This is a genomic window from Stenotrophomonas sp. YJH_SMC_25, from assembly GCF_059369595.1.
Window position 1 is genome coordinate 74,789 of record NZ_JCAFSV010000010.1, and the last position, 19,863, is coordinate 94,651.

The 19,863-nt window shown below is 68.2% G+C and carries 20 protein-coding genes and 1 pseudogene; 18 read left to right on the plus strand and 3 right to left on the minus strand.

Annotated elements, in window-relative coordinates:
• Positions 1-66: 66 nt before the first annotated feature.
• The 3 genes from AC5P7E_RS14815 to AC5P7E_RS14825 all read left to right on the plus strand — a co-directional run bounded on the left by AC5P7E_RS14815 (position 67) and on the right by AC5P7E_RS14825 (position 2,036).
• Complete coding sequence (locus AC5P7E_RS14815) at positions 67-504, plus strand: YeeE/YedE family protein (protein WP_043035070.1); 438 nt, start codon at positions 67-69, stop codon at positions 502-504.
• The gene (locus AC5P7E_RS14820) at positions 501-914 is read left to right on the plus strand and encodes a DUF6691 family protein (protein ID WP_024956887.1); all 414 of its coding nucleotides are present in this window, start codon (positions 501-503) and stop codon (positions 912-914) included. The genes AC5P7E_RS14815 and AC5P7E_RS14820 overlap by 4 nt, the downstream gene beginning before the upstream one ends.
• Positions 915-983: 69 nt before the next feature.
• Complete coding sequence (locus AC5P7E_RS14825; protein ID WP_049469995.1) at positions 984-2,036, plus strand: linear amide C-N hydrolase; 1,053 nt, start codon at positions 984-986, stop codon at positions 2,034-2,036.
• Here AC5P7E_RS14825 and AC5P7E_RS14830 read toward each other — a convergent pair.
• Complete coding sequence (locus AC5P7E_RS14830) at positions 2,033-2,812, minus strand: DUF6491 family protein (protein WP_044570026.1); 780 nt, start codon at positions 2,810-2,812, stop codon at positions 2,033-2,035. The genes AC5P7E_RS14825 and AC5P7E_RS14830 overlap by 4 nt on opposite strands.
• A gap of 81 nt (positions 2,813-2,893) precedes the next feature.
• Here AC5P7E_RS14830 and AC5P7E_RS14835 point away from each other — a divergent pair, with 81 nt between their 5' ends.
• A complete protein-coding gene (locus AC5P7E_RS14835) occupies positions 2,894-3,592 on the plus strand; it encodes a helix-turn-helix transcriptional regulator (RefSeq protein ID WP_005409417.1) in 699 nt (232 codons plus the stop codon).
• Between the two features lie 120 nt (positions 3,593-3,712).
• Positions 3,713-4,663, plus strand: coding sequence for a DMT family transporter (locus AC5P7E_RS14840; RefSeq protein ID WP_005409418.1), 951 nt, complete (start codon positions 3,713-3,715; stop codon positions 4,661-4,663).
• Positions 4,664-4,672: 9 nt separating this feature from the next.
• On the opposite strand, the gene AC5P7E_RS14845 is transcribed toward AC5P7E_RS14840, so the two are convergent.
• Positions 4,673-4,993: a hypothetical protein gene (locus AC5P7E_RS14845; RefSeq protein WP_162292053.1), complete on the minus strand. Its 321-nt coding sequence runs from the start codon at positions 4,991-4,993 to the stop codon at positions 4,673-4,675.
• A gap of 27 nt (positions 4,994-5,020) precedes the next feature.
• Here AC5P7E_RS14845 and thrA point away from each other — a divergent pair, with 27 nt between their 5' ends.
• Genes thrA through thrC form a run of 3 tightly spaced genes read left to right on the plus strand, consistent with a single transcriptional unit; the run spans position 5,021 to position 9,752 of the window.
• Positions 5,021-7,525, plus strand: a complete 2,505-nt coding sequence (gene thrA, locus AC5P7E_RS14850) for a bifunctional aspartate kinase/homoserine dehydrogenase I (RefSeq protein ID WP_111193865.1) — start codon at positions 5,021-5,023, stop codon at positions 7,523-7,525.
• Positions 7,522-8,436, plus strand: a complete 915-nt coding sequence (locus AC5P7E_RS14855) for a homoserine kinase (protein ID WP_005409420.1) — start codon at positions 7,522-7,524, stop codon at positions 8,434-8,436. Before thrA ends, AC5P7E_RS14855 begins: the two co-directional genes overlap by 4 nt.
• A gap of 29 nt (positions 8,437-8,465) precedes the next feature.
• Complete coding sequence (thrC, locus tag AC5P7E_RS14860; RefSeq protein WP_049461202.1) at positions 8,466-9,752, plus strand: threonine synthase; 1,287 nt, start codon at positions 8,466-8,468, stop codon at positions 9,750-9,752.
• A gap of 15 nt (positions 9,753-9,767) precedes the next feature.
• On the opposite strand, the pseudogene AC5P7E_RS14865 reads toward thrC, so the two are convergent.
• Positions 9,768-10,508 (minus strand): annotated as a pseudogene (locus tag AC5P7E_RS14865) (Crp/Fnr family transcriptional regulator); the annotation flags it as partial.
• A gap of 126 nt (positions 10,509-10,634) precedes the next feature.
• Between AC5P7E_RS14865 and hisS the strand changes: the two are divergent.
• The 10 genes from hisS (at position 10,635) to hisIE (ending at position 19,751) form a co-directional block, all read left to right on the plus strand.
• Positions 10,635-12,029, plus strand: coding sequence for a histidine--tRNA ligase (gene hisS, locus AC5P7E_RS14870; protein WP_005413164.1), 1,395 nt, complete (start codon positions 10,635-10,637; stop codon positions 12,027-12,029).
• 304 nt (positions 12,030-12,333) lie between these two features.
• Positions 12,334-12,642 (plus strand): YerC/YecD family TrpR-related protein, encoded by a 309-nt coding sequence (locus AC5P7E_RS14875; RefSeq protein WP_005416326.1) that lies wholly within the window; start codon positions 12,334-12,336, stop codon positions 12,640-12,642.
• A gap of 34 nt (positions 12,643-12,676) precedes the next feature.
• Entirely contained in the window at positions 12,677-13,588 is a 912-nt protein-coding gene (hisG, locus tag AC5P7E_RS14880) for an ATP phosphoribosyltransferase (RefSeq protein ID WP_012480030.1), read from the plus strand.
• On the plus strand, positions 13,585-14,880 hold the full coding sequence (gene hisD / locus AC5P7E_RS14885) for a histidinol dehydrogenase (RefSeq protein WP_049461200.1): 1,296 nt from the start codon (positions 13,585-13,587) through the stop codon (positions 14,878-14,880). Before hisG ends, hisD begins: the two co-directional genes overlap by 4 nt.
• Complete coding sequence (gene hisC, locus AC5P7E_RS14890; protein WP_005409427.1) at positions 14,877-15,971, plus strand: histidinol-phosphate transaminase; 1,095 nt, start codon at positions 14,877-14,879, stop codon at positions 15,969-15,971. Before hisD ends, hisC begins: the two co-directional genes overlap by 4 nt.
• Positions 15,968-17,041 (plus strand): bifunctional histidinol-phosphatase/imidazoleglycerol-phosphate dehydratase HisB, encoded by a 1,074-nt coding sequence (gene hisB, locus AC5P7E_RS14895; protein ID WP_005409428.1) that lies wholly within the window; start codon positions 15,968-15,970, stop codon positions 17,039-17,041. The genes hisC and hisB overlap by 4 nt, the downstream gene beginning before the upstream one ends.
• The gene (hisH, locus tag AC5P7E_RS14900; protein WP_087803382.1) at positions 17,038-17,640 is read left to right on the plus strand and encodes an imidazole glycerol phosphate synthase subunit HisH; all 603 of its coding nucleotides are present in this window, start codon (positions 17,038-17,040) and stop codon (positions 17,638-17,640) included. The genes hisB and hisH overlap by 4 nt, the downstream gene beginning before the upstream one ends.
• Positions 17,637-18,371, plus strand: a complete 735-nt coding sequence (gene hisA / locus AC5P7E_RS14905) for a 1-(5-phosphoribosyl)-5-[(5-phosphoribosylamino)methylideneamino]imidazole-4-carboxamide isomerase (protein ID WP_114618757.1) — start codon at positions 17,637-17,639, stop codon at positions 18,369-18,371. The genes hisH and hisA overlap by 4 nt, the downstream gene beginning before the upstream one ends.
• Positions 18,365-19,141: an imidazole glycerol phosphate synthase subunit HisF gene (hisF, locus tag AC5P7E_RS14910; RefSeq protein WP_005409431.1), complete on the plus strand. Its 777-nt coding sequence runs from the start codon at positions 18,365-18,367 to the stop codon at positions 19,139-19,141. The genes hisA and hisF overlap by 7 nt, the downstream gene beginning before the upstream one ends.
• The gene (gene hisIE, locus AC5P7E_RS14915; protein ID WP_099527183.1) at positions 19,131-19,751 is read left to right on the plus strand and encodes a bifunctional phosphoribosyl-AMP cyclohydrolase/phosphoribosyl-ATP diphosphatase HisIE; all 621 of its coding nucleotides are present in this window, start codon (positions 19,131-19,133) and stop codon (positions 19,749-19,751) included. Before hisF ends, hisIE begins: the two co-directional genes overlap by 11 nt.
• Positions 19,752-19,863: the final 112 nt, after the last annotated feature.

Consider the following 19,863-nt stretch of genomic DNA (forward strand, 5'->3'; position numbering starts at 1 on the left):
ATGATCTAATTTAGAATAATCTAAACAAATGGGCAATCCCATGTGCGGCAGCGAAGAGGGCAGGGCATGAACCTGCCATGGAGTGCGGCGGCAGGTGGTGCGTTGATCGGCGCCGCCGCGGTGCTGTTGCTCGCCACCATCGGACGCGTGGCGGGCATCAGCGGCATCACCGCAGGCAGCCTGCGGGCAGGCAAGGGCGAGCGTGCCTGGCGCTGGGCCTTCCTGGCCGGCCTGACCGCATCGGCGGGGCTGGTGCTGTGGTGGCAATCGGTGCCCGAGGCATCGCCGCGTGCGCTGCTGCGTGATGCGCTGCCGGCATGGCAGTTGATGGGAGCCGGCCTGCTGGTCGGCTTCGGTACGCGGCTGGGCAACGGCTGCACCAGCGGTCACGGTGTGTGCGGCATGGCCCGCGCTTCGAAGCGATCGCTGGCGGCCGTGCTGGTGTTCATGGCCTGCGCGATGCTGACCACCTTCCTGGTCCGTCATGGCGGAGGCCCAACATGAGCCGCGCAGTCTGGGCCGCCGGCGCGGCGGGCGCATTGTTTGGCATGGGGTTGGCACTTTCGGGAATGACCGACGCGCGTCGTGTCCTCGGCTTCCTCGACATCACCGGTGACTTCGATCCCACGCTGCTGTGGGTGCTGGGCTCGGCGCTGCTGGTCAGCGCGATCGGGCAGCGGTGGGTGTTGCGGCGACAGCAGCCGCTGTACGCAGACCGCTTCCGGCTGCCTGTTACCCGGCGTGTGGATGCTCGCCTGCTGCTGGGTGCCGCGCTGTTCGGGATCGGCTGGGGTTGGGCGGGCTATTGCCCAGGACCGGCCATCGCCGGGGTGGTCGTGGCGTCGCGCGAAGCCCTGTGGTTCGTGCCTTCGATGCTTGCAGGATTCTGGCTGCACGACCGCTTCGTCCGTTGAGGCTTTCACCCCTGTCTCACCCTGCCTGGGGTCCTATCTTCGGATCACGGGGAAAAGGAGTGCAACGACATGGCACGGATGAAGTGGATGGGAAGGGGAATGCTGGCGGTCGCGCTGGCCGCAGCCGTGGCACCGGCACTGGCCTGCACGCGCGCGGTGTACCTGGGTGACAACGGCGATGTGATCACTGCGCGCTCGATGGACTGGAAGGTCGATGTGGCGACCAACCTCTACATACTGCCGCGCGGCATTGCGCGCACCGGCCAGGCCGGCCCCAAGTCGCTGGCGTGGACCGCGCGCTACGGCTCGGTGGTGGCCACCGGCTACGACGTGTCGACCACCGATGGCATGAACGAAAAGGGCCTGGTGGCCAACCTGCTGTGGCTGGTCGAATCGGAGTATCCGCAGCAGCGTGGCAACAAGCCGGGCCTGGCGATTTCGCTGTGGGCGCAGTATGTGCTGGACAACTTCGCTACCGTGGAAGAGGCGGTCACCGCGTTGAAGCGCGAGCCGTACTCGATCGTCACCGACAAGGTGCCCGGTGAAGATCGGCAGGCGACGCTGCACCTGTCGCTGTCCGATGCCAGCGGCGACAGTGCCATCGTCGAGTACATCGGCGGCCGCCAGGTGATCCACCATGACCGGCGCTACCAGGTGATGACCAATTCGCCGATCTTCGAGCAGCAGCTGGCGCTCAACAGCTACTGGCAGCAGATCGGCGGCACGGTGATGCTGCCGGGCACCAACCGCTCTGCTGACCGTTTCGCGCGCGCCTCGTTCTACATCAACGCCATTCCCAAGGCCGAGGATCCGGTGGAGGCCCTGGCCAGTGTGTTCAGCGTGATCCGCAACGCGTCGGTGCCGTATGGCATCACCACGCCGGGTGAGCCGAACATCTCATCCACGCGCTGGCGCACCGTGGCCGACCACAAGCGGCGGCTGTACTTCTTCGAATCGGCATTGACCCCGAACACCTTCTGGGTCGATCTGAACAAGGTCGATTTCGCCGGCAAGGTGCTCAAGCTCGACCTCGGCAAGGACCAGCGCAATACCTTCGCCGGTGATGCACTGGGCCAGTTCGTGCCCAGCGCACCGTTCGTCTTCCTCGGCGTCGACGGTTAGTTCGACGCCTGGCTGGAGGCCGGGTAGACCGCCTGGATCGTGCAGCTGCCGCGCGTGTACTGCGGCAGCGGGGCGATGCTTTCACCGCGCAGATCGTCTGTCTCGAATTCGGCAGTCATGATCCGATCGCCGGGATTGCCACAGATCAGGCCGTTCTGCAGGCCCGAGTGGAAGCTCAGCTGCGGCGCGCGGTCGAGCTGGCGGCAGTGGCTGCCGAGTTCGACCCGGTAGTAGCGATGGCCGCCATTGCGGCGCGGGTTGGTCTCCACCAGCATGCCCTGCGGGTCGGATGACCAGGCACGCACGTTGCGCGTGGCAAAGCAGTAGGACGGTGAGCCGCCGAAGCTGCGACGCACCTCCTTGCGTTCGCGGATGGTCACGGCAGGTAGGGTAGCGGTGCGCAGGCGGTCGCTGTCGCGGGCGACGCTGGCATAGTCGCGATTCTGCAGCGGAGTGACCGCGCTGATGGTGCATCGGCGGCCGTCGACCACGACGCGTTCGCTGGGGCGGCCGCAGGCCCAGCCGGCGGGGGCTTCCAGTTTCAGCGAAGTGGCACCGCGGACGCCGGGACAATCTTCGTTGAAGTCGATCCGAAAGGCCTGGCCGGAGGCGGCGCGCAGTGCAATCGAGCGCGGTGATGCCTGCTCCACTTCCTGTACGCCGACAGCGTCCATGCAGTGCGGAGCGGGTGGCGTACGCTCCTGTGCGGAGACCGAAGCGGCGAGCGCCAGGCCGAGGCCGGTGGCGAGCGCCAGGGACACCTGCTGATGGGTCATGTCCTGCACTCCCTGCGTTGGATGACGGATCGACTATAGCAACGGTTTGCACGGCCGTTGTTACACGCGCACACTGCCCGGATGGGCGCCATCTTCCATCTGCGGCACTACGGCCAGGCCACCGGCCTGGACCGCCATGACTACGCGCAGTGGGTGCTGCCAGTGCAGGGTGAACTGCAGTTCGAAATGGAAGGTCGCGGAGGTCGGCTGGACGTGCTGCAGGGGGCATTCGTGGCCGCCGGTGAGGCGCATGACCAGATGGCTGATGGTCCCAATGGTTTCGTGATCGTTGACTGTCCTCCGGGCGTACTTGATGACGGCACGCAGGAGCATCTGTGCCGGCAGCGCTGGCTGCATCTGCCGCTGGCATTGCGCCGACGCCTGGCTGAGGTGCAGGCAGGGCAGTCAATGCCGGCGCTGCTGCCGCAGTTGCTGCAGGTATTTGCACCTGCCGGCAGTGGCGCGCGCATGCAGGGTCTGTGTGCGGCGGTGCAGGCCGACCCCGGGCAGGCGTGGCCGGTGGCGCGCATGGCGGGGTTCGTCGGGGTCAGCGAGAGCCGTTTGCATGCGCTGTTCCGGCAGGAGTTCGGGCTCAGCCCGCAGGCCTGGCTCAGTGCAAGCCGGTTGCGTTGGGCCAAGCACCAGCTGCGCACCAGCGTGGCGCCGATCAGCGATATCGCGCTGGCCGCGGGCTATTCCGAGCAGAGCGCACTGACCCGTGCGCTGCGCCGCGAGTGCGGCCAGACTCCCGCAGCGTGGCGCCGGGGCGCCGGACTGTAGGGTCGAGCCACGCTCGGCTTTTGCGCACGCGCGGCCGGTCAGGGCAATAGCCTCGGTCAAGAGCGCCCGCTGGCCAGCGCTTACACTGCGCGGCCTGTTCTCTCCCCCCGAAGAACCCGAATGCGCAACAACCCGATGGCCCTGGGCATCGCCAATGGCGTTGCCGCTGGCGCGCTGTGGGGCGTGGTCTTCCTCGCGCCCGCCGTGCTGCAGTCGTTCAACGCCCTGCAATTGTCGGCCGGCCGCTATCTGGTCTACGGCCTGATCGCCGTAGTACTGCTGCTCCCGCGCTGGAAGCGGCTGGCACCCCAGCTGGGTCGCACCGAATGGATCGGGCTGCTGTGGCTGAGCCTGGCCGGGAACCTGGTGTACTTCCTGCTGCTGGCCACGGCGGTGCAGTGGGCTGGCGGTGCGGCGGCGTCGCTGATTGTCGGCCTGATTCCGGTGGTGGTCACCCTGGTCGGCGTGCGCGAACAGGGTGCAGTGCCTTTGAAACAGCTGCTGCCGGCACTGGGCCTGTGCGTGCTGGGCGTGGCCCTGGTTGGTTGGGAAGCACTGATGTCCGAGCACCTGGCAACCCCGTGGCGGCAGCGCCTGATCGGCCTGCTGTGCGCGTTCGGCGCGCTGTTCTCGTGGGCGTTGTACTCGATCGGCAACAGCCGCTGGCTGGCGCGTCGACCGGACTTGTCCAGCCACGACTGGTCGCTGCTGACCGGCGTCACCACCGGCGGCCTGGCCCTGCTGCTGGTGCCGATGGCCTTCATCGGCCACACCAGCGGGCACACGGCGGCGCAGTGGAGTGGTTTCTGGGCAATCAGTGCCGGTGTGGCGGTGGTGGCCTCGATCCTCGGCAATGCGTTCTGGAACCGCGCCAGCCGCCTGCTGCCGCTGACCCTGACCGGCCAGATGATCGTGTTCGAGACGCTGTTCGCGCTGGCGTATGCCTTCGCCTGGCAGCAGCGCTGGCCTTCGCTGCTGGAAGCGCTGGCGATCGTGTTCCTGGTGGCCGGCGTGATGCTGTGCGCGCATGCCCATCGCAGTCCACGGGCGATCGCCGAACATGCCGGCTGAATGCGTGCGTCAAGCGTGCTGATGCTGCCTTGGTCTCAGATGCAACCAAATGCCGGCACGTTGAGCGATGATCGCGGCACTGGTTTTTTGCATCGCAGCACTTGACAGCAGGCCGGCGCACAGTGTTTTCTGTGCGTCATGGTTCTTGATGCCGCCCACGCCAGCCTGATCGCCCCCGCCACTGCGGGCCGTTCGACTGCGCCGGTCGCCACCACCACCATTACCACCACCACCGCCACCACTGCCCTGGTGCGGCCCGTCGTCTTCGTGTAACTCCCGAAAACCACGGCCCCGCACCATACAGGTGGCGGGGAAACTCGACACCTGCATGCGACGGGGCCTCCTGCCGAGGTCTGCATGTCTTCCCACGCCCCCACTCATCCCGTTGCCCCGGCCGATCTGGCTGCACCGTCCATCGTCGTGCACAAGTTCGGCGGCACCTCGGTGGCCGATGCCGAACGCTACCGCCATGTTGCGGCCCTGCTGCTGGCCCGTCCCGAATCGCTGCAGGTCACTGTCGTTTCGGCAATGAAGGGCGTTACTGACGCGCTGATCGAGCTGGCCCAGCTGGCGGCCAAGGGCGACGAAGCCTGGCGCGAGGCCTGGCATGCGCTGCGCGCGCGTCACCGTGGCGCCGCCGTGGCCCTGCTGGGCGAGCAGGTGGGCGAGACCGTCGAATGGATCGACGCCCGCTTCGATCAACTGGCCGAAGTGCTGGCGGCGCTGGCGGTGATCGGCGAGCTGCCGCGCGAAGTGCTCGACCGCGTGCAGGGCCTGGGCGAAGTATTCTCCGCGCAACTGCTTGGCACCCACCTGCGTGCCTTGGGCGAAGACTGTGCGGTACTCGATGCACGCGACGTGCTGGTGGTCGGGCATGGCGAACTGGGTGTGGATGTCGACTGGGAGTCCAGCGCGGACCGCCTGGCCAAGTGGCGCCTGCGGCATCCGCAGATGCGCCTGGTCGCCACCGGTTTCGTTGCCCGTGACCGCCATGACCGCATCACCACGCTCGGCCGCAATGGCAGCGACTATTCCGGCGCGATCTTCGCCGCGTTGTTCAATGCCGATGAACTGCACATCTGGACCGACGTCGACGGTGTGCTGTCGGCCGACCCGCGACTGGTGCCCGAAGCGGTGCAGCTGGAATCACTGAGCTACGACGAGGCCTGCGAGCTGGCTTATTTCGGCGCCAAGGTGGTGCACCCGCAGACGATGTCGCCGGCCATCCGCCTCGGCCTGCCGATCTTCATCCGCAATACCTTCCAGCCGGCGCATCCGGGGACGCGCATCAGCGCCGAGCGCTCGCCGCGCGGGCCGGTGAAGGGCCTGACCCTGAGCCCCGGGCTGTCCCTGTTGAACCTGGAAGGCACCGGCCTGATCGGTGTGCCCGGTACCGCCGAGCGCGTGTTCGCGGCGCTGCGCCAGGCGCAGGTGTCGGTGGTGATGATCTCGCAGGGTTCGTCAGAGCATTCGATCTGCTGCGTGGTGCGCGCTGCCGAAGCGGCGCGTGGCCGTGAGGCACTGCTGCACGCGTTCGCGCATGAACTGTCGGTAGGGCAGGTGCAGCGCGTGCAGGTCAGTGAGGGCGTCAGCGTGCTGGCGGCAGTGGGTGACGGCATGGCCGGCCAGCCCGGTGTGGCGGCGCGCCTGTTCGAGGCGCTGGGACGCGCGCAGGTGAACATCCTGGCGATCGCGCAGGGCTCGTCGGAGCGCAATATTTCTGTGGCGGTGGACAGTGCCGATGCCACCCGCGCATTGCGGGCCGCACATGCGGGCTTCTGGCTGTCGCCGCAGACGTTCGCGGTCGGCGTGATCGGGCCGGGCAACGTCGGCGCGGCACTGCTGGACCAGCTGCTGGCGGCCCGCCTGCAGCTGCTGGCCAAGGCCAATGTGGATCTTCGCCTGCGCGCGCTGGCCTCGCGTTCGCGCATGCGGCTGGAAGTGGATGGCCTGCACGCCGATTGGCGGGAGGCATTGCAGGACGCGGGCGAGCCCAGCGACCTGGATCGCTTCACCGAACATCTGCTGGCCGCGCACCTGCCGCATGCGGTGGTGATCGACTGCAGTGGCAGCGCCGACGTGGCCGAGCGCTATGAGGGCTGGCTGGCTGCCGGCATCCACGTGGTGACCCCGAACAAGCAGGCCGGTGCTGGCCCGCTGCCGCGCTACCAGCGCATCCGTGCTGCTGCGGCGGCCAGTGGTGCGCGCTTCCGCTACGAAGCCACGGTGGGCGCGGGCCTGCCGGTGATCACCACGCTGCGTGATCTGGTCGATACGGGCGACGAGGTGCTGGCGATCGAAGGCATCTTCTCCGGCACGCTGGCGTGGCTGTTCAACCGCTTCGACGGCAGTCAGCCGTTCTCGCAGCTGGTCGCGCAGGCGCGGTCGATGGGCTACACCGAGCCGGACCCGCGCGATGATCTTTCGGGCGTGGACGTGGCGCGCAAGCTGGTGATCCTCGCCCGCGAGGCCGGCCACGCGCTCAGCCTGGAACAGGTACAGGTGGAAAGCCTGGTGCCGGCGCTGCTGCGCGACGGCAGCGTGGATGACTTCATGGCGCGGCTGGGCGAGTCCGATGCCAGCCTGTTGCAGCGGTTGCAGGACGCGCGGGCGCGTGGCGCGGTGCTGCGCTACGTGGCACGGCTGGGCGCTGACGGTGCCTCGGTGGGCCTGCAGGAACTGCCCACCGACCACGCCTTCGCCAACCTTCGGTTGACCGATAACGTGGTGCAGTTCCGTACCCGTCGCTACTGCGACAACCCGTTGGTGGTGCAGGGTCCGGGGGCCGGCCCGGAAGTCACCGCCGCCGGTGTGTTTGCCGACCTGCTGCGGGTCGCGGCCGGTGAAGGAGCGCGCCTGTGATCGCACGTGCGTTCGCGCCGGCCTCGGTGGCCAACGTGGCGGTGGGCTTCGACATTCTTGGTCATGCCATCGCCGGTGTTGGCGATACCGTGACCGTGCGCCGCATCGATGAACCGCTGGTGCGCATCGAGGCGATCCGTGGCAGTGCGGTCGAGCTGCCGCTGGAGGCAGCCGGGAACACCGCCGGCGCTGCGCTGACGTCACTGCGCGAAGGCCTGGGCCTGGATTTCGGATTCGCGGTGGAGATCGACAAGGGCATTCCGTTCGGTTCCGGCATGGGCGGTTCGGCAGCGTCATGCGTTGCGGCGTTGGTTGCCGGCAACGCGCTGCTGGATGCACCGCTGTCGCGTGAGGCGCTGTATCCGTTTGCGCTCGATGGCGAGGCAGTGGCCAGCGGTGGCCGCCACGGCGACAACGTGGGGCCGCTGCTGCTGGGTGGTCTTGCGCTGTGTACGGCCGACCGCCTGCTGCCAATTCCTGTGCCGGCGGCCTGGCACAGCCTGCTGGTGCATCCGCACGCGGTGCTGGAAACACGCCGTGCGCGCCAGGTGCTGCAGGGCAGCTACGCGCTGGGTGAATTCGTGGCACAGAGTGCGAACCTCGCGCTGGTACTCAGTGGTTGCCATCGTAGTGATGCGGCGCTGGTGCGGGCTGGATTGCGCGATGTGCTGGTCGAACCACGGCGGGCCGGCCTGATTGCAGGTTTCGAAGCAGCCCGCGATGCGGCGCTGTCGGCCCATGCAATGGGTGCGGGCATCTCCGGTGCCGGACCCAGCGTGTTCGCCTGGTTCGAGGACGCCGACCAGGCCCGCGCCGCTGCCGCACCGGTGCAGGCGGCATTTGCCGCCGCCGGTTTCGACAGCGATGCCTGGGTGTCGCCGCTGGATGCAGCGGGAGCCCGCTTGTGCTGAATCCTTCCCCTTTACTGGATACCGAACCCATGCAATTTGTTTCGACCCGGGGTCAGTCCCCGGCCGTTGGCCTCAGTGCGGCGATCGCTGCAGGATTGGCGCCCGATGGAGGGCTGTATGTTCCGCAGGTGCTGCCGGCGCCACGTGAGCTGCGGGCCGGCGCAACGCTGGCCGATACCGCCGCCGATCTGCTGGCACCGTTCTTCGCAGGTGATGCTCTGGAGGCGGCGCTGCCATCGATCTGCCGCGAGGCGTTCGACTTTCCGGTGCCGCTGCGTGCACTGGGCGGCGGTGACCATGTGCTGGAGCTGTTCCATGGGCCGACGGCGGCGTTCAAGGATATCGGTGCGCGCTTCCTGGCCGGAACACTGTCGCGGCTGCAGGCCGGCAAGGACCGCGACCTGACGATCGTTGTCGCCACCTCTGGCGATACCGGTGCCGCCGTGGCGGCAGCCTTCCACCGCCAGCCGGGCGTGCGTGTGGTGGTGCTGTACCCGGATGGCCGCGTGTCACCGCGCCAGGCGCATCAGCTTGGCTGCTTCGGCGACAACATCCAGGCGCTGCGTGTGGCCGGGGCGTTTGACGATTGCCAGGCCATGGTCAAGCAGGCGCTGGCCGACCGTGACCTGCAGGCGCAGGTGCCGCTCAGCTCGGCCAACAGCATCAGCCTGGGCCGGCTGCTGCCGCAGATGAGTTACTACGCACATGCGGCGTTGACCCATTACGCAGCGCATCGTCGTCGGCTCAACCTGGTGGTGCCGACCGGCAATCTGGGCAATGCGATGGCCGCAGTGCTGGCGCGCGCGCTGGGCGTTCCGATCGGGCAGATCGTGCTGGCGACCAATGCCAATGCGGTGCTGCCGGCGTACTTCAACGGTGGCGACTATCAGCCGCAGGCCAGTGTGGCCACGGTTGCCAACGCAATGGATGTGGGGGCGCCCAGCAACTTTGAACGCCTGCGCTGGCTTTACCTCGGAGATGACGCCGAGCTGCGCGCTGCGTTCCGCGCGTTCGCGGTGGATGACGTGACCATCCGCGCGACGATTGCGGCGGCGCATGCCAGCAACGGCGAACTGTTCTGCCCGCATACGGCCACAGCGGTGAAGGTGCTGCAGGACCTGCGTGCGCGCGGCGCCAAGGGCGACTGGGCGGTGGTGGCCACGGCGCACCCGGCCAAGTTCGAGGCCGTGGTCGAGCCGCTGATCGGCGAAACGGTGGCGGTGCCGCCTGCGCTGGATGCGTTGCTGCAGCGGCCCGCGCACGCGGAACCGTTGGCCGCGGAGTATGCGGCGTTGCGCGAGGTGTTGCTGCGTTGACCGGAGATGGACGTGGTTGCCGGCCAGCGTGCGCAACCCGTCCTCGTCGAGGATCTCCACCACGTTCAGGTGGGGCAGGGCGATCAACCCCTGCTGGCGCAGCTTGGTGAAGGTACGGCTGACCGTTTCCATGGTCAGGCCCAGATGGTCGGCGATGTCGCCACGCCCCATCGGTAGCGAGACGCGCAGGCCATCGCCACCCAGCTTGGCCTCGCGCGCGGCCAGGCGCAGCAGGAAGTCGGCCACTTTCTCGGCCGGCTGCAGCCGCGCCAGTGCCAGCGCGGCATCCTGGGCGGCGTCCAGCTCCTGGCAGGCACGCTGCAGCAGCTTGCGTTCCAGGTGCGGGAAACGGCTGCGAAGCGCCTTCATCTGCGGCAGCGCGACACGGCATACGCGGCTGTCTGCGATGGCCTCGATATCGTAGCGGTGGTGGTCACTGCCGCTCAGGCCCAGGTAGTCGCCAGGAAGCACGAAGCCATTGATCTGGCGGCGGCCATCGGCCAGGGTGCGCACCAGGCGCAGGGCACCGCCGGTCAATGTATAGACATGGTCGCGCTCTTCGCCGGTGCGGGCCAGGGTACTGCCCATGCTGACCTGCTGGGAAACGGTGACCTGTTCCAGTGCCTGCACTTCATCGGGCGACAGCGCCGAGCACACCGCAAGGTGGCGAACCGAGCAGTGCAGGCAGTCCAGCGTGTTGCAGGACGGCGAGGCGGGATCGTTGGTGGCGGGCGGAGCGCCGGAAGGCCGTGACATGTTGCGGGGGCGTATCGCGGGCGGGGAGGGCCTTATGATACTTCAAGCGGCCGTTCGACCCTGCCCGAGGCGGGGGCGCTAGAATGTCGCCCCCTCCCACGTCCCGTTCCAGCAGGAGTTCCGCCCGTGATCAAGCCCCGTACCCCGCCCGGCACCCTTGAACTGTTGCCGCGCGAGCAGATTGCGTTCCAGCGCATGCTGGACGTGATCCGTCGCAACTACGAGCGCTTCGGGTTCCTGCCGGTGGAGACGCCGGTGTTCGAGCTGTCCGACGTGCTGCTGACCAAGTCCGGTGGCGAGACCGAGCGCCAGGTGTATTTCGTGCAGTCCACCGGTGCGCTGGCCAACGCCGCCGAATCGGGTGACCGTTCGCTGCCGGAAATGGCGCTGCGCTTCGACCTGACCGTGCCGCTGGCGCGCTACGTGGCCGAGCACGAGCATGAACTGACCTTCCCGTTCCGTCGCTACCAGATGCAGCGGGTGTACCGCGGCGAGCGCGCCCAACGCGGCCGCTTCCGTGAGTTCTACCAGTGCGACATCGACGTGATCGGCAAGGACAGCCTGAGCGTGCGATACGACGCCGAAGTGCTGGCGGTCATCCACGCGGTGTTCTCGGAACTGCGCATCGGTGACTTCAGCATCCAGCTGAACAACCGCAAGCTGATGCGTGGCTTCTTCGAGAGCCTGGGCGTGGCCGAGGGCGAGCGCCAGCTGGCAGTGCTGCGCGAAGTGGACAAGCTGGACAAGCGCGGCGCCGATTACGTGCGCGAGACGCTGGTGGGCGAGGGCTTCGAGATTCCGGCCGAGCAGGTCGAGAAGATCCTGGCGTTCGTGGCCGTGCGTTCGCAGGGCCATGCCGATGCACTGGCGCAGCTGGCCACGCTTGAAGCCGACGCCGGTTCTTCGGAGATCCTGCGTACCGGCGTCGCCGAACTGCGCGAAGTGCTGCAGCTGGTGCAGGCGCTGGGCGTGCCGGAAACCGCGTACTGCCTGAATTTCTCCATTGCGCGCGGCCTGGACTACTACACCGGCACCGTCTACGAGACCACGCTGACCGACCACCCGCAGATCGGTTCGATCTGCTCGGGCGGCCGCTACGAAGACCTGGCCAGCCACTACAGCAAGTCGAAGCTGCCGGGCGTGGGCATCTCCATCGGCCTGTCGCGCCTGTTCTGGCAGCTGCGCGAAGCCGGCCTGATCGATGGCATCGAGGGCAGCAGCGTGCAGGCGCTGGTGGCGCTGATGGACGAGCAGGGCATGCCGCAGTCGCTGGACATCGCGCGCCGCCTGCGCGCCGGTGGCATCAATACCGAAGTGCAGATGGAGCCGAAGAAGATCGGCAAGCAGTTCCAGTACGCCGCCAAGGCCGGCATCCGCTTCGTGGTGCTGGCCGGCGAGGACGAGCTGGCGCGCGGCGTGGTGGCAGTGAAGGACCTGCTGCGCGAGCAGCAGTTCGAAGTCTCCCGCGACGAGCTGGCCAGCACCCTGCAGGTCGAGCTGGAGCAATCGAAGGTGATGTAACGGCCCCTGGCAGCATGCAGCGCTTCAACGAAACGCCCACCAACCGGTGGGCGTTTTCGTTTCCGGGCCCCGTTCCGGGGTCAGAGCCGTTTTCCTCTGGAAAACAGATCCGACCCCAGCCGTCCCGACAGCTCGCGACCACCTGTCGAGGGCGGGGTCGGTCCGGAACCCAGCTGTGCCGATGCTCCGCCCTCTGTGGGTGCGGGGCAGCTGCCCTGCCGCCCCAAACCCTGCATTTGACGCACCGCGCAAGAATGCGCTAATGTACTAACGCGCTATTACATTGATGCATGGAAACGACCCCGTGAAAGCCCGCCCCGAAATTGCCGCCAAAGACCCGAAGGCCGACCTTGAAGCCCTGGCCCGGGCCTTTGCCGCCCTGCGCGAGCCGGAACAGGTCGAGGCCTTCCTGCGCGATCTGTGCACACCGGCCGAGCTGGAAGCCATGGCCGACCGCTGGAAGGTGGTGCCGCTGCTGCAGCAGGGCGTGCCGTATCGCGAGATCCACGAGCGCACCGGGGTCAGCGTGACCACCACCGGACGGGTGGCGCGAACGCTCGAGCATGGCCATCGAGGCTATGCCGCCGCCATCGACCGCCTTGCTTCGCGCTGATCCGCGCCCCGTTCCGAACTTCGAGACCTCCCCCATGAGTGCAACCCAGGCAGCGCCGGCACGAGACCGGCTGCGTATCGCCATCCAGAAGAGTGGCCGGCTGGCCGAACCCGCGCGCAACCTGCTCAGCGCCTGCGGCCTGAGCTGGCGCGAGAGCCGCGACAAGCTGTTCTGCTACGGCGAATCGCTGCCGGTGGACCTGCTGCTGGTGCGCGACGACGACATCCCCGGCCTGATCGCCGACGGCGTCTGCGACCTCGGCATCGTCGGCCGCAACGAGCTGGACGAGCAGGCTGCGGCACGTCGCCAGATCGGCCTGCCGGATGCCTACCAGGCACTGCGCGGACTGGGCTTTGGCCAGTGCCGGCTGATGCTGGCGGTACCCGAGGAGTGGCAGTGGCAGGGACCGGCGCAGCTGGCCGGTGCCCGCATCGCCACCAGCTACCCGGCCATCCTCAAGCAATGGCTGGCCGAACAGGGCGTGGACGCACAGGTGGTCGAGCTGTCCGGGTCGGTGGAAATCGCCCCGCGCCTGGGTACCGCCGACCTGATCTGCGATCTGGTCTCCAGCGGCGCCACGCTGCGCGCCAACCAGCTGACCCCGGTGCACAACCTGCTCGACAGCGAGGCGGTGCTGGCCGGTGCGGTGCGCGTGCCGGATGATGCACGTGCATCGCTGCGCGCGATGCTGCTGCGCCGCCTCGACGGCGTGGTGCAGCGCCAGGACCGCAAGCTGTTGATGTTCCGCGCCAGCGAGGATCGCGTCGACGCGCTGGCGCAGCTGCTGGCCGATGCCGAGCCGCTGGTGCGGCTGCCGGCCGACGGCGGCGCACTGCGCCTGCAGACCATGTGCCCGGGCCCGCTGAGCTGGCAGCGCATGGAGGAACTCGAGCGCGCCGGCGCGCAGGGCTTGATGGTACTGAGCGTGGAGCGGTCGCTGGCATGAACCGTCTGATCTGGTCCCGACTTGATGAGGCCGCGCGCAGTGCGGCACTGACCCGCCCGGTGCAGACCGTGGCGCAGCAGACCCGCGATGCGGTGGCTACGCTGATTGCACAGGTGCGCGGGCAGGGCGATGACGCGCTACGTGCGATTACCGCACGTTTCGACGGCGTCGAGCTGCCATCGTTCGAAGTGAGCGAAGCCGAGTTCGCAGCGGCCGATGCCGCCGTCCCCGCCGAGCTGCGCCAGGCGATGGTCGAAGCTGCCGAACGCATCGCCCGCTTCCACGCCGCCGGCATGGGTACGCGGTATGCCGTGGAAACCGCACCGGGCGTGGTCTGCGAACGCATGCTGCGCCCGATCGGCCGCGTCGGCCTGTACGTGCCGGCCGGCAGCGCACCGCTGCCGTCCACCGCGTTGATGCTGGGCGTGCCCGCGCAGCTGGCCGGCTGCCCGCAGGTGGTGCTGTGCACGCCGCCACGCGCCGACGGCACGGCCGATCCTGCGGTGCTGGTGGCCGCACGCCTGACCGGCGTGCAGCGCGTGTTCAAGCTGGGCGGCGCCCAGGCCATCGCTGCGATGGCTTACGGCACGGCCAGCATTCCGGCCTGTGACAAGCTGTTCGGGCCGGGCAACAGCTTCGTGACCGAAGCCAAGCAGCAGGTCGCACAGGACGGCGCCGCCGCCATCGACATGCCGGCCGGTCCCTCCGAAGTGCTGGTGATTGCCGATGCAGGTGCAAACCCGGCGTTCGTTGCAGCCGACCTGCTGTCGCAGGCCGAGCACGGCCCGGATTCGCAGGTGCTGCTGCTGACCGACGATACCGCGATGCTGGCGGCGGTCGAGGCCGAAGTCGAGCGCCAGGTGGCCTTGCTGCCGCGCCAGCAGATCGCACGCCAGGCGCTGTCGGCCTCGCGGCTGATCCAGGTCGACTCGTTGGACGAAGCCTTCGCGATCAGCAACCGCTATGCACCGGAGCACCTGATCCTGGCATTGCGTGATCCGCGTGCGTGGCTGGACAAGGTGCAGGCGGCCGGCTCGGTGTTCCTGGGTGATTACACCCCCGAGGCACTGGGCGACTACTGCAGCGGCACCAACCACGTGCTGCCCACCGCGGGTGCCGCACGCGCCTACAGTGGTGTCAGTGTGGCCAGCTTCCAGAACCTGATCAGCGTGCAGAGCGCCAGCGCCGCCGGCCTGGCAGCGATTGGCGGCTGCGCGCGCATCATCGCCAGTGCCGAAGGCCTGGATGCACATGAACGTGCGGTCGCAGTGCGCATGGAGGTGGCAGCATGAACGCGGCTATCGATGATGTGCTGGCACTGGTTCGCCCGGATCTGCAGGCCTTCGCCGGCTACAGCTCGGCGCGCAGTGCGGCGGTGCAGGGCGAGGTCTGGTTGAACGCCAATGAATCGGCCTGGGCCAATCCCGCTGATGCCGCGGGCAGCAGCCGGCGCTATCCCGAACCGCAGCCGTTGGCATTGCGCGAGGGACTTGCGGCGCTGTACGGCGTGACGCCACAGCAGCTGCTGATCGGTCGCGGCAGCGACGAAGCCATTGATCTGCTGGTGCGTGCCCTGTGCGTGCCGGGCCGCGATGGCGTACTGGTCACGCCGCCGGTGTTCGGCATGTACGCCGTCTGCGCACGCCTGCAGGGCGCCGCATTGATTGAAGTGCCGCTGGTGGACAGCGAGGATGGCCTGCGCGCCGATCTGGATGCGGTGATCGACACCGCCAGGGCGCGCAATGCCAAGCTGGTGTTCCTGTGCGCACCGTCGAACCCGGCCGGCAGTGATATCGCCCTGGACGAGGTCGAACGGGTGGCGGTTGCGTTGCGCGGGCAGGCACTGGTGGTGGTGGACGAGGCCTATGTCGAGTACGCGCAGCGTCCGTCGGCGACCACGTTGCTGGCCGTGCACGCCAACCTGGCGGTGCTGCGCACGCTGTCGAAAGCACACGCACTCGCGGCCGCGCGCATTGGAACGCTGATCGCCGCGCCGGAACTGATTGCCGTGCTGCGCCGCTGCCAGGCGCCGTATCCGGTGCCGACCCCGTGCGCGGAACTGGCCGTGCAGGCCCTGCAGCCGGCCGCGCTGGCACGCACCGCCGAGCGCGTGGCCACGGTCATCGCCGAGCGCGAACGCCTGCGAACGGCACTGGCCAGCCTGCCCGGTGTACGCCGGGTGTACGCCTCGTCCGGCAACTACCTGCTGGTCCGCTTCGCCGATGCGCAGGCGGCGTTCGATACGCTGCTTGCTGCAGGGGTGGTGGTGCGCGACCAGCGCGCCGCGCCGCAGCTGGGCGATGCGCTTCGCATCAGCATCGGCAGCCCGGAAGAGAATGACCGCGTGCTCGCGGCCCTGTCGGCGCGGAGGGCCGCAGCATGACCCCGATCCTGTTCATCGACCGCGACGGCACCCTCATCGAGGAGCCGTCCGATTTCCAGATCGACGCCTACGAGAAGCTGCGCTTCGTGCCGCAGGTGATCCCGGCGCTGCTGAAGCTGCGGGATGCCGGCTACCAGTTCGTGATCGTCACCAACCAGGATGGCCTGGGCAGCGACAGCTACCCGCGTGCCAGCTTCGATGGCCCCAACGAGCTGATGCTGCAGATCTTCGAAAGCCAGGGCATCACTTTCCGTGACGTGCTGATCGACTGCAGCTGGCCGCACGACAATGCGCCGACCCGCAAGCCGGGCATCGGACTGATGACGGCTTATCTGCAGGACCGCAGCATCGACTGGGCGCGTTCGGGCATGGTCGGCGATCGCATCACCGACCTGCAGTTTGCCGACAACCTCAACATCCGCGGTTTCCAGCTGCGCACCGCGCAGTTTGGTGGCGAGTGGGATTGGCCGGGTATTGCCCATGCGCTGGCCGATGCGCCGCGCACCGCCGTGGTCCAGCGCAACACGAAAGAAACGAAGATCCGCGTCGAACTGGACCTGGATTGCGCGGGTGATGCACGCATCTCCACCGGCCTGCCGTTCTTCGACCACATGCTGGAACAGATCGGCAAGCACGGTGGCTTCGCGCTGGACATCCAGGCCGAGGGTGACCTGCACATCGACGAACACCACACCATCGAGGATACGGGGCTGGCCCTGGGCCAGGCGCTGCGCGAGGCGCTGGGCGACAAGCGCGGCATCGGCCGCTACGGTTTCACCCTGCCGATGGACGAGACGCTGGCCAGCGCTGCGCTGGACTTCAGTGGCCGCCCGTACTTCGTGTTCGAGGGCGAGTTCAAGCGCGAACGCGTGGGCGATATGCCGACCGAGCTGGTGCCGCATTTCTTCCGCTCGCTGTGCGATGCCAGCGGCCTGAACCTCAACCTGCAGGTACGCGGCGACAACGATCACCACAAGGTGGAGGCGTGCTTCAAGGCCCTGGCCCGCGCGCTGCGTCCGGCGCTGGCCCGGCAGGGCACGGCACTGCCGAGCACCAAGGGGGCGCTGTGAGTGACGTTGCGCTGATCGATGCCGGCGGCGCCAACCTGGGCTCGGTGCGCTACGCACTGGAGCGCCTGGGTGCGACTGTGCGGCTGGTGCGCGATGCGGACGGTCTGGTCGGTGCGCAGCGGGTGATCCTGCCCGGCGTCGGCGCCGCCGGTCCCGGCATGCAACACCTGCATGCGCAAGGCCTGGTGGAACCGCTGCAGCGACTGGAGGTGCCGCTGATGGGAATCTGCCTGGGCATGCAGCTGCTGTTCGAACGCTCCGAGGAGGCGGGTGTGGAGACACTGGGACTGATTCCCGGCGTGGTGCGCAAGCTGGTGCCGGCCTGCGGCATCCGGGTGCCGCACATGGGCTGGAACCGCCTGCTGCCGCTGCGCGAATCGCTGCTGCTGCGCGGCGTGCCGGAGCGTGCCAGCGCCTACTTCGTGCACAGCTACGCCGCGCCCCTCAATACCCACACCGTCGCTGCCTGCGACCACGGCGGCCTGTTCACTGCCGTGGTGGAGCAGGGGCGTTACTACGGCGCACAGTTCCACCCCGAGCGCTCCGGCGAGACCGGCTCGCTGATGCTGCGCAATTTTCTCGAGGGCACTGCTGCATGAGTTTCATCGTCTACCCCGCGCTGGATATCCGCGACGGCCGCGTGGTGCGGCTGCGCCAGGGCGACTACGCGCAGGAAACCTCGTATGGCGACGATCCGTTGCCACGCGCGCAGGCCTTCGCCGCGCAGGGTGCGCAGTGGATGCATCTGGTCGATCTGGACGCTGCGCGCGCCGGTGGCTATACGCTGGCGCCGCTACTGTCGTCGATCCGCGCGCAGACATCGCTGCAGGTGCAGACCGGCGGTGGCGTGCGCGGCCGCGACGATGTGGCGCGCATCCTCGATGCCGGCGCCGGTCGCGTGGTGGTCGGCTCGCTGGCGGTGCGTCGCCCCGATGAAGTGGTCGGCTGGCTAGAGGAATTCGGCGCCGATCGCATCACGGTTGCGCTGGACGCGCGCCAGGACGCACAGGGGCAGTGGCAATTGCCGGTGCACGGTTGGACCGAGAACGCCGGAGTGACCCTGGATGACCTGGCCCAGCGCTACGCGCGCGCCGGCATGCGCCACCTGCTGTGCACCGATATCGCTCGGGACGGCATGCTGGCCGGGCCCAACATCAGCCTCTACCAGCACCTGTCGGCGCTGCTGCCGGGCGTGGCCGTGCAGGCCTCCGGTGGCATCCGTGACGTAGCCGATGTGGCCGAGGCCCGTGCCGCCGGCTGCGGCGGTGCGATTCTCGGCAAGGCACTGCTGGAGCAGCGCATGGACCTGGCGGAGGCACTGGCATGTTGAGCCGCCGCATCATTCCCTGCCTGGACGTGCGCGATGGCCGCGTGGTCAAGGGCGTGCGCTTCCGCGACCACGTCGACATGGGCGACATCGCCGAGCTGGCGCAGCGCTATCGCGACCAGGGGGCGGACGAGCTGGTGTTCTATGACATCGGCGCCAGCCCCGAGGCGCGTTCGGTCGACGTGGCGTGGATCGAGCGCATCGCACGCTTGATCGACATTCCGTTCTGCGTGGCCGGTGGCATCGACAGTGTGGAAACCGCGCGCCGCGTGCTGTTTGCCGGTGCCGACAAGGTGTCGATCAACTCGCCGGCGCTGGGGCGCCCGGAGCTGATCACCGAGCTGGCGGACGAGTTCGGCGTGCAGTGCGTGGTGGTGGGCGTCGATTCGGTGCGCGAGGCCGACGGGCAATGGCGGGTGCGTCGTTTCAGCGGCGATCCGGATAAGACCCAGGCGGTGCCGCTGCGCACCCTGGACTGGATCGTCGAAGCACAACGGCGTGGCGCGGGCGAGATCGTACTGAACTGCATGGACAGCGATGGCGTGCGCCGTGGCTACGATGTCGTGCAGCTGCAACAGGCGCGGGCACTGTGCCAGGTACCGTTGATCGCCTCCGGCGGTGCTGGTGCGATGGAGCACTTCGCCGAAGCCTTTGACCAGGCCGACGTCGACGGCGCGCTGGCCGCCAGCGTGTTCCACAGCGGCGCGATCGCCATTCCGGAATTGAAGCGCTACCTGCGCGGACAGCAGATCGAGGTGCGGGATGTCTATTGAAGTCAGGCCGTCGTTGGACGCATTGCAGGCGCTGGACTGGGCCAAGGGTGACGGCCTGCTGCCGGCGGTGGTTCAGGATGCCGATACCCTGCAGGTACTGATGCTGGGCTATGTGAGTGCCGAATCGCTGGCGGCCACGCTGGCCATCGGCCACATGACCTTCTTCAGCCGCAGCAAGCAGCGGTTGTGGACCAAGGGCGAACAGTCCGGCAACGTGCTGGTGGTGCAGTCGATCAGCGTCGACTGCGATGCCGATACCTTGCTGGTGATGGCGCGGCCGGCGGGGCCAACCTGCCACACCGGTGCAGCGAGCTGCTTTGACCAGGCGCCGAAGGATTTCCTGGGCGGGCTGGGCCAGCTGGTGGCGATGCGTGAGGCGCAACGCCCGCCGGGCAGCTACACCACCAGCCTGTTCGAGGGCGGCATCCGCCGTATCGCACAGAAGGTGGGCGAGGAGGGCGTGGAGACCGCCCTGGCGGCGGTGGCGCAGGATGATGAGGCGTTGCTGGGCGAGGCCTCGGACCTGCTGTACCACCTGCTGGTGCTGCTGCGCGCGCGCGGGCTGTCGCTGGATGATGCGCGCGCGGTGCTGGAAAAACGCCATCGTTGACGTGCGGTAGTGCCGGCCGCTGGCCGGCAAGCCCCGGATGCCCGACGTTCATGAGGCTGCCGGCCAGCGGCCGGCACTACCGGCATGCGTCATCGCGTGCGCGATGTCATCA

Bases quoted from the DNA above. Each gene is read 5' to 3' on its own strand.
- thrA (WP_111193865.1), top strand. From the start codon at position 5,021: ATGTCTTCCCACGCCCCCACTCATCCCGTTGCCCCGGCCGATCTGGCT.
- AC5P7E_RS14840 (WP_005409418.1), top strand. From the start codon at position 3,713: ATGCGCAACAACCCGATGGCCCTGGGCATCGCCAATGGCGTTGCCGCT.
- hisG (WP_012480030.1), top strand. From the start codon at position 12,677: ATGAGTGCAACCCAGGCAGCGCCGGCACGAGACCGGCTGCGTATCGCC.
- AC5P7E_RS14815 (WP_043035070.1), top strand. From the start codon at position 67: ATGAACCTGCCATGGAGTGCGGCGGCAGGTGGTGCGTTGATCGGCGCC.
- AC5P7E_RS14830 (WP_044570026.1), bottom strand. From the start codon at position 2,812: ATGACCCATCAGCAGGTGTCCCTGGCGCTCGCCACCGGCCTCGGCCTG.
- AC5P7E_RS14825 (WP_049469995.1), top strand. From the start codon at position 984: ATGGCACGGATGAAGTGGATGGGAAGGGGAATGCTGGCGGTCGCGCTG.
- hisIE (WP_099527183.1), top strand. From the start codon at position 19,131: ATGTCTATTGAAGTCAGGCCGTCGTTGGACGCATTGCAGGCGCTGGAC.
- hisC (WP_005409427.1), top strand. From the start codon at position 14,877: ATGAACGCGGCTATCGATGATGTGCTGGCACTGGTTCGCCCGGATCTG.
- thrC (WP_049461202.1), top strand. From the start codon at position 8,466: ATGCAATTTGTTTCGACCCGGGGTCAGTCCCCGGCCGTTGGCCTCAGT.
- hisA (WP_114618757.1), top strand. From the start codon at position 17,637: ATGAGTTTCATCGTCTACCCCGCGCTGGATATCCGCGACGGCCGCGTG.
- hisD (WP_049461200.1), top strand. From the start codon at position 13,585: ATGAACCGTCTGATCTGGTCCCGACTTGATGAGGCCGCGCGCAGTGCG.
- hisF (WP_005409431.1), top strand. From the start codon at position 18,365: ATGTTGAGCCGCCGCATCATTCCCTGCCTGGACGTGCGCGATGGCCGC.
- AC5P7E_RS14845 (WP_162292053.1), bottom strand. From the start codon at position 4,993: ATGCAGGTGTCGAGTTTCCCCGCCACCTGTATGGTGCGGGGCCGTGGT.
- AC5P7E_RS14820 (WP_024956887.1), top strand. From the start codon at position 501: ATGAGCCGCGCAGTCTGGGCCGCCGGCGCGGCGGGCGCATTGTTTGGC.
- hisB (WP_005409428.1), top strand. From the start codon at position 15,968: ATGACCCCGATCCTGTTCATCGACCGCGACGGCACCCTCATCGAGGAG.
- AC5P7E_RS14835 (WP_005409417.1), top strand. From the start codon at position 2,894: ATGGGCGCCATCTTCCATCTGCGGCACTACGGCCAGGCCACCGGCCTG.